The 14,981-nt window shown below is 71.5% G+C and carries 11 protein-coding genes; 6 read left to right on the forward strand and 5 right to left on the reverse strand.

Annotated features, from left to right (window positions below; genetic code table 11):
* The 6 genes from DMH01_RS41095 to DMH01_RS41120 all read left to right on the forward strand — a co-directional run bounded on the left by DMH01_RS41095 (position 1) and on the right by DMH01_RS41120 (position 9,505).
* The gene (locus DMH01_RS41095) at positions 1–411 is read left to right on the forward strand and encodes a GPW/gp25 family protein (RefSeq protein WP_125684703.1); all 411 of its coding nucleotides are present in this window, start codon (positions 1–3) and stop codon (positions 409–411) included.
* Positions 411–2,372, forward strand: coding sequence for a putative baseplate assembly protein (locus DMH01_RS41100; RefSeq protein ID WP_125684705.1), 1,962 nt, complete (start codon positions 411–413; stop codon positions 2,370–2,372). The genes DMH01_RS41095 and DMH01_RS41100 overlap by 1 nt, the downstream gene beginning before the upstream one ends.
* Entirely contained in the window at positions 2,369–2,908 is a 540-nt protein-coding gene (locus DMH01_RS41105; RefSeq protein WP_125684706.1) for a phage tail protein, read from the forward strand. Before DMH01_RS41100 ends, DMH01_RS41105 begins: the two co-directional genes overlap by 4 nt.
* A 3-nt stretch (positions 2,909–2,911) precedes the next feature.
* Entirely contained in the window at positions 2,912–3,883 is a 972-nt protein-coding gene (locus DMH01_RS41110; protein ID WP_125684709.1) for a zinc ribbon domain-containing protein, read from the forward strand.
* A 146-nt stretch (positions 3,884–4,029) separates the two neighbouring features.
* A complete protein-coding gene (locus DMH01_RS41115) occupies positions 4,030–8,088 on the forward strand; it encodes a DPP IV N-terminal domain-containing protein (protein ID WP_125684711.1) in 4,059 nt (1,352 codons plus the stop codon).
* Between the two features lie 97 nt (positions 8,089–8,185).
* The gene (locus DMH01_RS41120) at positions 8,186–9,505 is read left to right on the forward strand and encodes a hypothetical protein (protein WP_125684714.1); all 1,320 of its coding nucleotides are present in this window, start codon (positions 8,186–8,188) and stop codon (positions 9,503–9,505) included.
* Between the two features lie 6 nt (positions 9,506–9,511).
* On the opposite strand, the gene DMH01_RS41125 is transcribed toward DMH01_RS41120, so the two are convergent.
* The 5 genes from DMH01_RS41125 to DMH01_RS41145 all read right to left on the reverse strand — a co-directional run bounded on the left by DMH01_RS41125 (position 9,512) and on the right by DMH01_RS41145 (position 14,949).
* Complete coding sequence (locus DMH01_RS41125; protein ID WP_125684716.1) at positions 9,512–10,135, reverse strand: response regulator transcription factor; 624 nt, start codon at positions 10,133–10,135, stop codon at positions 9,512–9,514.
* A 100-nt stretch (positions 10,136–10,235) separates the two neighbouring features.
* Positions 10,236–10,886: a response regulator transcription factor gene (locus DMH01_RS41130; protein ID WP_125684718.1), complete on the reverse strand. Its 651-nt coding sequence runs from the start codon at positions 10,884–10,886 to the stop codon at positions 10,236–10,238.
* 3 nt (positions 10,887–10,889) lie between these two features.
* Positions 10,890–11,567, reverse strand: coding sequence for a sensor histidine kinase (locus tag DMH01_RS41135; RefSeq protein ID WP_125684720.1), 678 nt, complete (start codon positions 11,565–11,567; stop codon positions 10,890–10,892).
* A 176-nt stretch (positions 11,568–11,743) separates the two neighbouring features.
* Entirely contained in the window at positions 11,744–12,112 is a 369-nt protein-coding gene (locus DMH01_RS41140; RefSeq protein WP_125684722.1) for a YciI family protein, read from the reverse strand.
* A 113-nt stretch (positions 12,113–12,225) separates the two neighbouring features.
* Complete coding sequence (locus tag DMH01_RS41145) at positions 12,226–14,949, reverse strand: helix-turn-helix transcriptional regulator (protein ID WP_125684724.1); 2,724 nt, start codon at positions 14,947–14,949, stop codon at positions 12,226–12,228.
* Positions 14,950–14,981: the final 32 nt, after the last annotated feature.

Here is a 14,981-nt window from a genome sequence, read left to right on the forward strand (position 1 = left end):
GTGGACTTTCTCGGCAGGGGACTGGCGTTCCCGGTGCGCACCGACGCGACCGGTTCGATCGCGTTGGTCGGCGGAGAACGCGAGGTCGTCGAGAGTATCCGGCTGATACTGGCCACCGCTCCCGGTGAACGGCCGATGCGCCCGGAGTTCGGCTGCGCGGTGCACGATCTCGTGTTCGCGCCCGCCGACGCGGCCACCGCCGGGCAGATCGCCTACGAGGTGCGCACTTCGCTGGAGCGGTGGGAGCCGCGGATCACGCTCACCGATGTCGTGGTCGGATTCTCCGAAGCCGACCAGGGCACGCTGCTGATCGACATCAAGTACCACCTGCGCGGCACCAACGACCCGCGCAACCTGGTCTTCCCGTTCTACGTCATCCCGGCGCACGAGTCCACTCAGGACGGTGTGTGATGTCGCTGCCCATGCCCAATCTGGACGACCGCCGGTTCCAGGACCTGGTCGACGAAGCGAAGGGCCTCGTCCAGCGCAACTGTCCGGAATGGACGGACCACAACGTCTCCGACCCCGGCGTGACGCTGATCGAAACCTTCGCGCAGATGGTCGACCAGTTGCTCTACCGGCTCAACCGGGTGCCGGACCTGCATTACCTGCGCTTCCTCGACCTCATCGGCGTGCGGTTGTTCCCGCCGGCCGCCGCGCGCGCCGACGTGACGTTCTGGCTCTCGGCGGCGCGTGACGTCCCGGTGGTCGTCTCCGCGGGGAAACAGGTCGCGAGTGTGCGCGACGAGGTCGAGGACCCCGTCGTGTTCACCGTGGACCGGACGCTGACGATCGTGCCGTGTTCGCTCACCGGGCTGGCGACCGGCGATTCCGACACCGGCGTGCCGCCGGTCGACCGCACCGACGAGTTGCTGGTCGGCGGCGAACCCGCGTGTTTCGGCGAAAGTCCCGCGCCCGGCGACGCCGTCTACTTCGGACTGTCGGACGCCGTGCCCGGCTGCGCGGTGCTGCTGCGGGTGGACTGCGAGGTCGAGGGCCAGGGCGTCGATCCGCACGACCCGCCGTGGGTGTGGGAGGCCTGGGACGGGCACGGCTGGGCCGCCGGCGAGATCGACCGGGACAGCACCGGCGCGTTCAACCGGTCCGGGGACGTCGTTCTGCACGTGCCGCCGGGGCACACGGCGTCGGTGCTCGGCGGCAGGCACGCGGGCTGGATCCGGTGCCGCTTGACGGAACCGAAGCAGTATCAGCCGTTCTTCCAGCGGCCGCCGCGGCTGCGCTCGGTCGAGGCGTCGACCATCGGCGGCACGGTCGGCGCGGTGCACGCCGAGGTCGTGCGCGGTGAGGTCGTGGGCACCTCGGACGGTCTGCCGGGACAGCGGTTCCCGCTCGGCAGGCGTCCGGTGGTCGCCGGTGGGGACGAGCTGATCGTGGAGGTGTCCGGTCCCGACGGCTGGCAGGAGTGGACGGAGGTGTCCTCGTTCGCCGAGTCGGGTCCGGAGGACCGGCACGTCCAGGTCGACCGGGTCGCGGGTGAGATCGCGTTCGGTCCGGCCGTGCGCCAGCCTGAGGGCGGCATCCGGTACTACGGTGCCGTTCCGGCCAAGGCCGCGGCGATCCGGGTACCCGCTTACCGGGCCGGTGGCGGGCGGCGGGGGAACGTCGCCCGCGAAGTACTGGAGGTGCAACGGGATCCGATCCCGTTCGTCAGCACCGTGGTGAATCGGCGTCCGGCGACCGGCGGGGTGGACGGCGAGTCGGTGGAGGACGCGGCGGTCCGCGGGCCGCTGCTGCTGCGCACCCGCGACCGCGCCGTCACCGCCGAGGACTACGAACAGCTCGCGCGCGAAGCGGCGCCCGAGGCGGCGAGGGTGCGCTGTGTGCCCGCGCACGGCGCCGACGGCCGTGAGACCGGGGCGATCCGCGTCCTCGTCGTGCCCGCCGTTCCCGATACCGGCGAGCTGAAGTTCGCGACGCTGATGCTCGACCCCGATATGCGCACGCGGATCGAGCGGTATCTGGACGAACGCCGCTGCGTCGGCGCCCTGGTGTCCGTGGAAGCGCCGTTCTATCACGGGGTCACGGTCGTCGCCCGGTTGAGGTCGCGCCGCCGGACCAGCCCCGGCGCTCTCGGTTCGCGGGCGACGCAGGCGCTCTACGACTACTTCAACCCGCTGACCGGCGGGCCGGACGGCGACGGCTGGCCGTTCGGGCGGCCGGTGCAGTCGGGCGAGGTCTTCGCGGTGCTGCAACGGCTTCCCGGTGTCGAGCTGGTCGAGGACGTCCGCCTGTTCGCGGCCAATCCGGTCACGCGGGAACGTGGTGAGCAGGTCGACCGGATCGACCTGCCGCCGCACGCGCTCGCGTTCTCGTTCGGGCACCAGGTGCGGGTCCGGGAGAGTGACGGATGAGAGCGGCCGTGCCCGGGCTGCCGAGCCCGTACCCGATCGGCGAGCAACTGCCCTCGGTCTACGCCGAGGACCGGTTCGTCCAGGGCTTCACCGGTGCGCTCGACGAAGTGCTCGCACCGGTCTTCGCCACGTTGGACAACTTTTCGGGCTACCTCGATCCGGGACTGGCACCGGAGGACTTCGTCGGCTGGCTGGCGCATTGGGTGGCGTTGCGCGTCGACGAAGGCTGGAACCCGGCCCGGCTGCGTGAACTCGTGCTCCGGTCGGTCGAACTGCATCGGTGGCGCGGTACGCAGCGCGGGCTCGCCGAGCACGTGCGACTGCTGACCGGTGGCGCGGTCGAGGTGACCGACAGCGGCGGTGTCGTGGCGTCACCGGAGCCGGGAGCACCGCTGCCGGATCCGGGGCCGCCGTGGGTCCACGTGCGCGTGCGGGTGCCCGACCGGGGCCGGATCGACGAACGGCGGCTGACGGCGACGGTCGTGGACGCGGTGCCCGCCCACGTGCGCGTCACGGTCGAAGTGGTGGAGGGGTAGCGGATGGTCATCTACCGGGAGTGCGGGCATCAGGGTCCCGCCGACGTCGAGTTCTGCGGCGAATGCGGCCGGTACCTGAAATGGGACGACGAGGAACCCGCCGCGGTGCGTCAACCGGCCGCACAGCAACTGGTGCAGCCCGCCGAACAGCTCGCTCCGGCCAGGCAGCCCCAGCAGCTGACGGTCGAGGAGCAGATCCTCAGACCCGGCGACCTGATCTGCGGCAGATGCGGCAAGGGCAACCTGCCCACCCGCAACTTCTGCGGCCGTTGTGGCGCGTCCCTCGCCGAGTCGGAGGTCGTGAAGACGTCATGGTGGCGACGGCTGTTCGGCCGCGGCCCCCGGCAACACAAGGCCGGGGAGCGGCCGGGCAAGGACGGTGTCCGCCGTCGCGCGGGCCGCGCCGGCGCCGCGCGACGCCGGGTCGGCAAGGCCGTCCGCCGGGTGATCGCCGTGATGCTCGTGCTCTCGGCGCTGATCTACGCGCTGTACCAGCCGTTCCGGGGCGCGATCAACACCGCCGCGATGGGCCTGTGGAGTCAGGCGACGGGGATCTTCGAAACGAAGCTGAACCCGGTACGCCCGAGCAAGGTGACCGCGACCGCGCAGTCACCCGCCCATCCGGGAAACCTGGTCAGCGACAACGCCAAGAACACCTTCTGGTCGGCGGCCGCCCAGAGCGAACCCGTACTGGTGTTCACCTTCGACCGTCCGGTGGACCTGCGGAAGGCCATCGTGCATTCCGGTAACGGCGCGAACTTCCAGGCCGCGCACCGGCCGAAGACGCTGCATCTCGTGTTCTCCACCGGCAAGACCTACGACATGGTGCTGGCCGATACGCCGGACGCCCAGGAGGTCCCGATCGAGAACAGCGCGGGGGCGACCGGCGTCGAACTGCACGTGGCCGGGCTGCATCGCTCGCTGGACGGCATGGACGTCGCGATCTCCGAGATCGAGCTGTTCGAGGCCGGGTGAGTAAGGGTGAGGAGTGAGGCAAATGTGGCGGAAGGTGGCCACGCGACACGATCGCAGGCGGGGTCACGAGCGGACCGTCCACCACACCGGACACAGTTGCCTTGTCCCCCAAGGACTTCCGGCGGCGATCACTGAGGAAGGGCTGGATGACCATGCGCCCGAACCGAGCGGTGGCGGCGATCGCGTTCGTCGTGGTGCTGGGCGGAGCGGCGATCACCGGGGTGTTCGCGCCGACCGCGGCGCAGCAGCCCGCACCGCCCGCCGCGCCCTATCGCGTCGGCTACGTCAGCGCCGCGATCACGGATTTGGCCCAGGCCACCGGCGAGGGTGCGGTGCCGGCGCTGCCGCCGGGCGCCGGGAGCGTCGATTCGGACGCGTCCGCGGGCAACGGCGGCCTGGTGTGGGTGAGCAAACGGGCTGTCCGCGACGGCGCCGAGCGCGACGGCGAGCTCTGGTACCTGCGGGACGGCACCCGGGTTCCGGTGCGCCTGACCGACGACGCGACCGCCGATACGCGTCCGGCGTTGTCGCCGGACGGTTCGTCGGTCGCGTTCGTGTCGGAACGCACGGGCAGCAAGGACATCTTCGTGATCGGCGTCGACGGCCGCGGTCCGCGCCAGGTGACCTCCGGACCGGCGGCGGACGATTCGCCGAGCTGGTCGCCCGACGGCGGCCGTCTCGTGTTCAGCGGTACCGGCGAGGACCCGGCCGGTGACCTCTACACCGTGCCGGCGACCGGCGGCGCGCCGACTCGCCTGACGAACGGCCCCGGTGCGGACACCCAGCCCGCGTGGGCCCCCACCGGTTCCCGGATCGCGTTCACCACCACCAGATTCGACCCGGCCGGGGATGTCGTGGTCATGGCCGAAATCGGTGGCGCGCCTACCCGGGCGGTGCCGGAGCCCGGCGACTCGACCGAGCCCGCCTGGTCGCCGGACGGCACGCGGCTGGCCTTCACCACACGTCAACCGGATCCGCTCGGTGACGTCAAACAGGTCACCCTGCCCGGCGGTCAGGTCTCGGTGATCTCCGCGCTGTCCGCGGTCGGCGAGACCGAACCGACCTTCCGGGCCGGCGGGCAGCCGGTCTTCACCCGGCTCCGCGGTGGGGACACCACCGACATCTGGAGCGCGGACGCGCGCGGCGGCGACCGCCGTGACCTCACGAACCGGCCGGACGCCGACGAAGCCGATCCCGCTTTCTCGCCGGACGGGACTTCGCTGGCCTACACGGAGTTCGGCACCGGTGAGTTCCGGAGCAGTCAGATCGTCGTGGCGAATTCCGACGGCGGCGCACCGCGACCGCTGACCGGCGCCGGCGATGGCGGCAAACGGGAGCGGCACCCGGCATGGTCGCCGGACGCGACGAAGATCGCGTTCACCCGGACCGTGTCGATCGGAGAGGGTTCCGACAGTTTCGTGCGGATCGTGCGGGTCGCGGACGGCCGTCTTCTCGGCGACATCCCGATCCCGGCGCATCTGCGCGGTGACGACTCGCAGCCGGTGTGGTCGGCGGACGGAACGAAGATCACGCTCACCCGGGCGGCCACGCGGATCGGGCCGCCGGGACCGTCCAGAGTGGACCCCGCGGTGGTGGACGTCCCGGTCGGGCGCGGCGGTTCGGCGCGGATCGCGAAGACGGTGCAGACCGACCGGATCCGGTCCTTGCCGGATGTCGTCCTGCTGATGGACCAGACCGGCTCCATGGGCGGGGAGGGCGGGGTGATCGAGCAGGTCAAGACGAACCTCGGCAAGGTCATCGACAGCGTGCGGGACCGGGAGAAGGAAGCGCACTTCGCCGTCGCGGCGTTCGGCGACGTGGGCGACGACAAGGACCAGCCCATCCCGCGGTCGTTCTACGTCCAGCAGCCGCTGACCCCGGCGGGTACCGACGCCGAGCGGAAGCTGCTGTCCGACGCGTTCGCCCGGATCGAGGCGAGGGGCGGCGGAGACACCGCCGAGGACTGGCTGCTGGCCTTGCAGAAGGTCGCGACCGGAGCCATCACCTTCCGCCCCGGCAGCAGCCGGATCCTCGTCCTGGTCGGAGACGCCGCGAGCCACGAAGACCCACCGGAGAAGGGTTCGCCGGTCCGGGCGGCGGTGATCGCCGCACTGAACGCGGCGAAGATCAGCGTGGTGGCCGTGCCCGCGGTCACCGGCGGGTCGAGCGAGGATTCCGACCACGGCCTCGACGCACGGGGGCAGGCGACCTCGATCACGAGTGCCACCAACGGCGTCCTCACGCCCGGCACCGACCCCGGCCGGATCGCGGAGGCGATCATCGCGGGCATCGGTGACCTCCCGGTGAGCGTCCAGCCGGTGAGCTTCTGCGATCCCGGCCTTACGATGACGTTCGACCCCCCGGGCCCGCAAAGTGTTCCAGGCGGCACGAACGCGCGGTTCACCGAAACGGCGACGGTGTCGCCGACAGCCGCATTGGGTTCTTTCCTGCGCTGCCGCGTGGAGTTCCGGTTGAGCGGGGAAACCACCGTGCGGCCGGGCTACACCGAGAGCGTCACCGTGCGCGTCAAAGATCCGGCTCTGCCCCTGATCACGCTGCACGACCGGACGGTGACCGGGACCGGCCCCACGGTGATCGAGTATCCCGTGAGCGCGGTGGACGCGGACGGGAGTCTGCTCACTCCGAGCTGTACGCCCCTGTCCGGCAGTCTGTTCCCGGTCGGGGCCACCACGGTGACGTGTACGGCGACCGGGAGGAACGGCATGGCCGTCGAGACCGCGGTCATGGCCGTCGTCCAGCCGGGGGAAACCCGGCAGAAGCTGTTGTGGCAGATCGCCCTGACCCAGCCTTCGCCCGACGTCGTCGTGCCGGGAGACCAGCGTGACCTTTCGTCGCTGTTCGGGCCCGGTTGCGGTGCCGGGGCGGAAGGAGCGGCGGACGTCTCGCCGGACGGGGCCACCCTGGCGTTCCAGAGCGGCAACGCGCTGATCTGTGTCGCTCCCGCCGGCGGCGGTCCGGGCCGGATCCTGGTGCGGGGAACGGGATTCGTCGACGATCCGGCCTGGTCGCCGGACGGCGGGCTCATCGCCTATACGACCTTCCCCGGTGAGGCCCCGCCGCAGGTCGCGGTGGTGCCGTTCACCGGCGGCGACGGCCGGATCCTGATCGACGGCCCGGGCGGGGCGGAGCAGCCCGCGTTCCAGCGGATTCCCGACCTGGCCGTGAGCGCGACCGCCGTGCCCGCCGCGATCCCGTTCGAGGGGCTCACCACGTTCGAGTTCGTCGTCACCAACCGCGGTGTCACCGCGTCACCTGTGGTGGGGCTGTTCGTCCGGCTGACCGCCGGTCTGCGGCAGGCGGCGGTCCTTCCCACCAAGGGCACCTGTACGCCCGAGCCGGTGTGCGCGTTCGGCACGCTCGTTCCGGGGGAGGAGGTGAGGGTGCGGTTCAGCGCGACCGGCCTGGTCGCCGGAGCGCAGGCGGCGACCGGCACGGTCACCACGACGGGCCAGGACGCGGACACGCGCGACAACTCCGCGACGGCGGTCGTGACGGTCGGCGAAAAGCCGGCGCCGCCGGTGGTTCCCGGCTCCTTGTCGATCGGGATGTCGGTCTCGGCGGTCCCGCTGTTCGCCGGCGGTGACGACGTGGTGCTGACGTACTTGGTGCACAACGGTTCCCAGGCCGCGATGCCGGGCGTCCGGCTCGTGACCCAGTTGCCACCGGGGCTTCCGGCGACTTCGGCCGCACCCGGATGTGCGCCGGGCGGCGGAAGTTGCGCGCTCGGGACACTGGCGCCCGATCAGACCGTGGCGGTCCGGATCTCTTTGGCCGCGAAGGCCGCTTTCGATGCCCAGGTATCCGGCACGGTGAGCACTACGGGGCCGGACAACAATCCCGGGGACAACACGGCGAACGCGCGTGTCGTGGTCCGGCAGCCGGTGGTCGAGCTGGATCCGAAGATCGGCACGCTCGGCTTCGTCCCGCGGGTGCGGGGAACGGACTTCCCGCCGGGCGCGGTGGTCCGGCTGGCCTGGTCGGCGGGTATCTCCGCGCCGGGGCTGGTCACGGTCCGCGCGGACGGAAGATTCGAGGCGCGGTTCCTGATCTTCCACCACGACCTGATCGGCCCGCGCACGGTGACCGTGACCTCCGTGGGTGGCGTGAAATTCGGGACGGCGCGGTCGGAACCGATCCTGGTGGTGCTCCGCACCCAGCAACCGCCGTTCATCACCCGAGGCTGAGGAGGGGTGAAACTGCCCCAATGGGCAACGACCGGCGCACGGCCGCACACCCGTCCGCTGGTGCCGGGCCCGGCTCCGGACGCGCAGACTTCCGGGTATGGGAGCAACGGCGACGCTGTCCGAGGCGGGCCTGGTCGCGGAACCGGGCCAGGAGACCAGCTGCTCGGTGACCATTCGCAATGCCGGGCGGGTCGTCGATCAGTTCGCGATCGAAGTGGTCGGCGACCCGGGTGCCTGGGCCACCGCGGAACCGGCGACGGTGAACCTGATGCCGGGGGAGGCGGGGACGGTCGTCGTCCGGTTCTCGCCGCCGCGGTCGTCCGAAGTCCAGGCAGGCCTGATTCCCTTCGGTGTAAGGGTCTTCTCGAGCGAAGACCCGGCAGGGTCGGTGGTCGAGGAGGGCACCCTCCAGCTCGCCGCCTTCACCGAGGTCACCGCCGAAGTCGTTCCGGCGAAGGTCGAGGCCGGTTCCAAGGCCGATTTCGAAGTGGCCGTCGACAACCGCGGGAACCATCCGGTCGCCGTCGAACTGAGCGCGCTCGACCCCGAGGACGAGCTCGACTTCGAGCTCGAACGGAACCGGGCCGACCTCGCGCCGGGCACGGCCGCGTTCGTCCGGCTGCGGGCCCGGCCGCGGAAACGGTTCCTGCGCGGGCAACCCGTCCGTCACCGCTTCCAGGTGTTCGTCATCGCCGACGACGCCGAGCCGCTCAAGACCGAAGGCACCATGGTGCAGCGCCAGTTGCTGCCGAAGTGGCTGCTGCCGGCGCTGGCCGCGCTGCTGGTGTTGTTGCTGGCCTTGGTGGCGCTGTGGTTCACCGTGCTGAGGCCCGCGGTGAAGTCGGCCGCTCGGGAGGCGGCTCAGGAGCAGAACCAAGAGGTGGTCAAGGCGGCGCAGGAGGCCGGTGGTGCCGCGGGTGAGGCGAAGAAGGACGCCGTTCAGGCCAAACAGAACTCCGAAGACGCGATGAAGGCCGTCGGGCTGACCCCGCCCGTCGACGGCGCGTCTCCCGGCCCCCGGCCGTCGAACGGTGTCCCCAACCCGGCGGGCAACGGCGCCGGGACACCGACCGACTTCCGGGTGGCGGCGGACGCGGCCGTCGACTCGAACGTCAACCGCTTCGCCGAATTCCCTTACACCGTGCCGGATGCCGCGAAAACGTTGGTCATCACCGACCTGATCCTGCAGAACCCTCGTGGTGACAACGGAACCCTGCGGCTGTTGCGCGACGCCGGCGGCACCAAGACCGTGCTGCTGGAGGTCGGCCTCGCGAACTTCCGCGACCTCGACCACCACTGGTTGCAGGCATGGCGGTTCGCCCCCGGGGAGAAGATCGTGCTCGCCGTCAGCTGCCAGACACCGGGAGGCGGCAGCCGGTGCACCCCGTCGGTCTCCTTCTCCGGCCGAGTCGAATAGACCGGATCAGATCAATCCCTCGCGCAAGGCGAACGCGACGGCATGAGCGCGGTTGCGGAGCTGGAAACGGTTGGTGATGTCGTGCAGGATCGACTTCACCGTCCGCTCGGAGTAGCTCAGCCGGTCGGCGATCTCCTTCGTCTCGAAGCCGTCGGCGATCATCCGCAGCACCTTGGTCTCGCGCTGCGACATCCCGGCCAGATCCCAGCCGTTCGGTTGCAGCACGTCCCGCTGCAACCGGGACACCCGGGACAGCAGACGGCCGAGCAGGTCCGGCGGCAGCGCGCCTTCCCCGGCGGCCGCGGCCTTCACCAGCCGCACCAAGGTGTCGGGGGTCGCGTCGGCCCGGCGGATGATCGCGGAGACGCCGTTGCCCACGACGTCCAGCAACTCCGAGTCGTCCACCTCGCCGGCGACCAGGACGATCCCGGCGCGGCCGGCGCAGTGGAGGCTGCGCAGCAACTGCCGTGCCTCCTCGTTCAGCCGCTCGACGATGACCAGTACGACGGCCTGCTCGTCGGAGTCGCCGGCGAAGCGGATCTCAGGGCGTGAGCGCAGCGCGGCGGTGACACCCGCGTGCGTGATGGTGTCGGTGGCATGAAGCAGCACCGGGATCTGGTCGACGAGCATCGGTGAACCCCTCCCCGCGAACGGTGTTTCGTCCTCCTCAAGGATCGTGCGGACCGGGTGCCGCGAACAGGGATCCGGAGTCCCGATATGTCCCGCTTCGTTACTCCGATCGGGCAACGCCCGCCTTCCTGACCTTGGCGATGGCCTGGGCCCGGTCGGTGACGTGCAGCTTGCGGAAGATGTGGGACACGTGGTTTCGCACCGTTTTGGGGCTGAGCACCAGCCGGTCGGCGATCGAGGCGTTGCCCATGCCCTGCGCGATGAGCCGCATGATCTCCCGTTCGCGCGCGGTCAGCTGCGGAAAGGACTCGTCGCGCGGGGTCTCCGTACCCAGCAGCGAAAGCACCCGGGTCGCGATCGCCGGGCTGAAGATCGCCTCGCCGTCGCCGATCACCCGTACCGCGCGCACGACCTGCTCGTTGCGCGCCCCTTTGAGCAGGTAGCCGCGCGCGCCCGCGCGCATGGCGGCGAACACCGCGGCCTCGTTCTCGAACATGGTCAGCATGAGCACACCGGTGTGCGGGCAGGCGCTGACGATCCGGCGGGTCGCCTCGACGCCGTCGAGGTCCGGGAGGTTCAGATCCATCAGGACGACGTCGGGCTCCGCCCGGCCCGCTTCCGCGACCGCGGTGAGGCCGTCGGGAGCCTGGCCGACGACCTCGATGCCGTCGGTACCGTCGAGCATCGCGCAGATGGCCGTCCGGAACGCCGGATGGTCGTCCACCACGAGGACACGGAGGGGCGGGAACATCGCTCACTCCTTGGTGGCGAGCGGCAGCCAGGCGGCGATCCGGGTGCCGCCCGAGGGCACCGGCTCGACCACGCAGCCGCCGCCGAGGTCGACGGCGCGTTCCCGCATCGAACGCAGTCCGGTCCCGCCGACCACGGGCAGCGCCTCGCCGCCCGCGCCGACGCCGTCGTCGACGATCTCCACGCGCAGATCGCCGTCCAGCGGCCAGAGACGCACCGCGCACTGCCGGGCACCGGAATGGCGGGCGATGTTCACGAGCGCCTCGCGGATGATCCGGTACGCGGTGACCTCCACCTCGGCCGATAGCGGCGGCAGCTCACCGCGGACCTCGACCGACACCCCCAGCGGCCCGTGCTCGGCGGGGACGCGGTCGGCGAGCATCCCGGCATACCGGCGCACGGCCGTGACGAGGCACGTTTCGTCGAGCGCGGGCGGGCGGGCGTCGGTCACGATACGGCGCAATTCGGTGATGGCGCCGTGGAGTTCCTCCTCGATCCGCGCCAGGAGACGCTCGGCCCCGGCCCGGTCACGGACGAGCAGTTCGCGGGCCGCGCGCAGCCCGAGCACCGCCACGGCGAGCGTCGGTCCGACGCCGTCGTGGAGATCGTTGAGCATGGTCTTGAGCCGGTTCTCGTACCCGGAAGGATGAACGACGTCGGTGACGACGAAGGTCCGGCGCATTGTCTCCCCCGTCCGGCGGCACTCTCGCGACTCTTTCGTGCGTAGCGTTCTGGTCACTCGCTGTACTAGTCGCGAAACGTGGTCCCGGCGTTTCCCTGCCGGGTAACGGTTTGGGGCCGATAAAAAGGGCCGGCCATCGCTGCGATGACCGGCCCCGGTGGGGACGCGCTGTTCCGTCAGGCGGGGGGTTCCTCCTGGAGGGCGCGGACCTCGACCTTGCTCCGCAGCGCACGCGAGGCCTGCTTGGTCCATTCGATCGCGACGTCGTCGTTGTCGGCCTCGATGATCCAAAAGCCGCCGAGGTATTCCTTGGCCTCGACGAACGGGCCTGGGGTGAGGACGGGGGTGTCTCCGGAGTAGTCCACCGTGGTCGCGGTCGACGGGGGCTGGAGGCCTCCGGCGGTGACGAACGCGCCCGCTTCCTGGACGGCGGTGTTGAACGCGCCGACGGCGGCGATGATCTCCTGCAGCTCCGCGGGGTCCATGTTCTCCATCGTCGGCTCCTCGGCGGAGTCGTGCGGGAGGCTCAGGAAATACTTCGTCATTGTCGTCTCCTCGTCGTGTGGCCGACGGCCATTGCTCTGATGCCGGAAACGCTAGGCGAGGCACACCACCGGCGAATCAGTCATCGTGACTGGTGTCCGGGAAACGACGACCGTCACACGAGGCCGGCCAGCTCGGCGCGACCGGTGACGCCGAGCTTCGGATACGCCTTGTAGAGGTGGTGGCCGACGGTCCGTGGGCTGAGGAAGAGCTGCGCGGCGATCTCCTTGTTGGTGTGACCGGTGGCGGCCAGCCGGACGACCTGCAGCTCCTGCGGGGTCAGCAGGGTGAGCGGGCCGCTGCGCCGAGGCTCGTCGCCCCGCTCGCCGAAAGCGGCCAGCTCGCCGCGCGCACGCTCGGCCCAGAGCGCCGCGCCGAGGTCCTCGAACGCGGACACCGCCGCCGCGAGATGGGCGCGGGCCTCGGTACGGCGGCGCTGGCGGCGCAGCCACTCGCCGTAGACCAGCTGGGTACGGGCCCGCTCGTAGGGGCCGCCGTGCCGCTCCTGGAGCCGCAGCGCCTCGGCGTACAGCGCGTTGGCGTCGCCGTCGTCGGCCAGCAAGGCCCGGCAACGCAGGACGAGCCCGGCGGCGATCGGGCGGTCGACGTGGTCGGCCCAGTGCCGGAACTCCGCCAGCGGTCCGTGGGCGCGATCCGGCTCGCCGCCGCGCACGGCGGCCTCCACCAGATCCGGCACCGCCCGGACCAGGAGGTCGCGGCTCGCGGGTCCCCGGGACACTCGCTCGAGCCGGTCGAGCGCTTCCCCGAACCGCCGGGCGGAGAGGTCGAGCATGCCGAGACCCCAGTCCGCGACCTCGGCATTGACCCGGTGCCGGGCTCGGGCTCCCGGAAGCACCTCCTCGGCAAGGGTTCGGCAGCGTGACTCGTCACCCGACACGGCGTGCAACCAGACCTCCACCGATCGGTGGGCCAAGCGCTCGGTCGTGTTGCCGAGTTCGGCGCTCACGGCCGCGCCTTCCGCCACACACGCGCGGGCGTCCGCGAACTCACCGCGGAACAGCCGCGCCACGGCGAGCACGTTCAGGAGGTACGGGACCCACCCCAGCGTTCCGGTGGCCCGCGCCTCGGCCAGCATGTCCTCGGTCACGGCGACGACGTCGTCGTCGTCCGCGAGCATGAGCCCGCCGATCGCGACCGTGATGCGCCGCATCAGGTCGTTCCCGCCGCCGGGTGAGGCGGTGTAGAGCTCGCGCATCGGGCCGACGGCCAGCTTCGGACGCCCGGCGAAGAGCTCCGCCCACCCCAGCAGGGCGGCGACGACGGGTGCCCAGTGCTCCGGCGGGGTGAACCCGCGCATCAGCTCCGCCGCGCGCTCCAGGAGGTCGTGCGCCGCCCCGTGCCGGGCGGCGTGCGCGGCCTCGTAGAGCGTGAGCGCGGCGCGCTCCGGATCGTTGTCGCGCACCAACTCGGCGGCCTCGAGCGTCAGCTCCGCGTCGGCCCGCGGGGAAGTGCGTTCGTACTCCACGGCGCCACGGGTGTAGATGGCATCGGCCCGGACGCCGGTGTCGGCGGTGAGCGCGAGCGCTTCGGCCGCCAGCCGGGCGGCGCGGTCGGCCTTGCCCGCGTCGAACGCGGCCTGGCTGGCCAGGCCGATACGCCGGGCCTTCAGCTCCCGGTCCGCGCTGAGCCGACCGGCGCGTTCGTAGGCCGCGCACACCGCCATCGCGCCGCCTCGGTGCCAGGCCCGCTCCGCCACGCCTTCGAGTTCGGCGGCCACCGCCTCGTCGGGTTTGGTGGTGGCCGCGGCGAGATGCCAGGCCCGGCGGTCGGCGTCGGCGTCCGCGTGGAGCGCTTCGGCGTACGCGCGATGTACCTCGATCCGCCGGTGCAGCGGCGCGTCCTGGTAGGCGGCCGCCCGTACCAGGGGATGACGGAACGTGATCCGGCTGTCGATCCGGAGCAGCCGGTCGCGTTCGGCGGGCGCCAGGTCGCCGGGCGCGCCACCGAGGGCTTCGATCACGTGCAGGATCGTCGCGAGCGGCGCCGCCGTGTCGGCCGCAGCCGCCAGGAGCGCGCGTTGGGTGGGTTCGGGAAACTCGACGATCTGGCGGCGGAACGCCTCCTGCACGCGGCGGGGCACCGGCAGCGGGCCGACCTGCCCGGCCGGGTCGGACTCGTCGACGTCGCCCGCCGCGAGCCGCGACGACCCGAGTTCGATGATCGCCAGTGGATTGCCGCCGGACTCCGCGAGGACGCGCGTCCGCACCGGTTCGACGAGTTCCGGTGCGTGGTCGTCCAGCAGCCGGGCGGCATCGGGCGCGCCGAGGCCGGCCAGATCCACGACCTCGACGCCCGCGAGCCCGACCGGCGCCGACGTCTCGCGCACCGCGAACAGCATCGCGATCGGGTCGGCCACGAACCGGCGGGCCGCGAACAACAGCGCCTCCACGGAACCCTGGTCGAGCCATTGCAGGTCGTCGACCACGCACAGCAGCGGGGCATCCTCGGCCAGCGCGGCGAGCAACGACAGGGTGCCGGCGGAGATCAGGAACCGGTTGGCGTCGTCCCCCTCGGCCATGCCGAACGCGCACCGCAGCGCCGTCGCCTGGGGAGGGGGCAGGGCGTCCAACCGATCCAAGCGGGGAAACAGGAGTTGGTGCAGACCGCCATACGCGAGCTCGGAGTCGGACTCGACCCCCGCTCCGCGGACCACACGCATGCCCTCGGCTTCGGCGATCGACACGGCGTGGTCGAGAAGAACCGATTTCCCGATGCCCGCCGCACCCCGCAGCGCCAGCACGCCGCTGCGCGCGCCCCGCGCATCCGTCAGCAGGCGTCGGACCCGCGCCAGCTCGACGTCCCTTCCCATCAGCGACATGCGGTCACCCTAAAGGGCGATGGGAACTCGGT

It is taken from the genome of Amycolatopsis sp. WAC 04182, assembly GCF_003947465.1.
Classification (GTDB): Bacteria; Actinomycetota; Actinomycetes; order Mycobacteriales; family Pseudonocardiaceae; genus Amycolatopsis.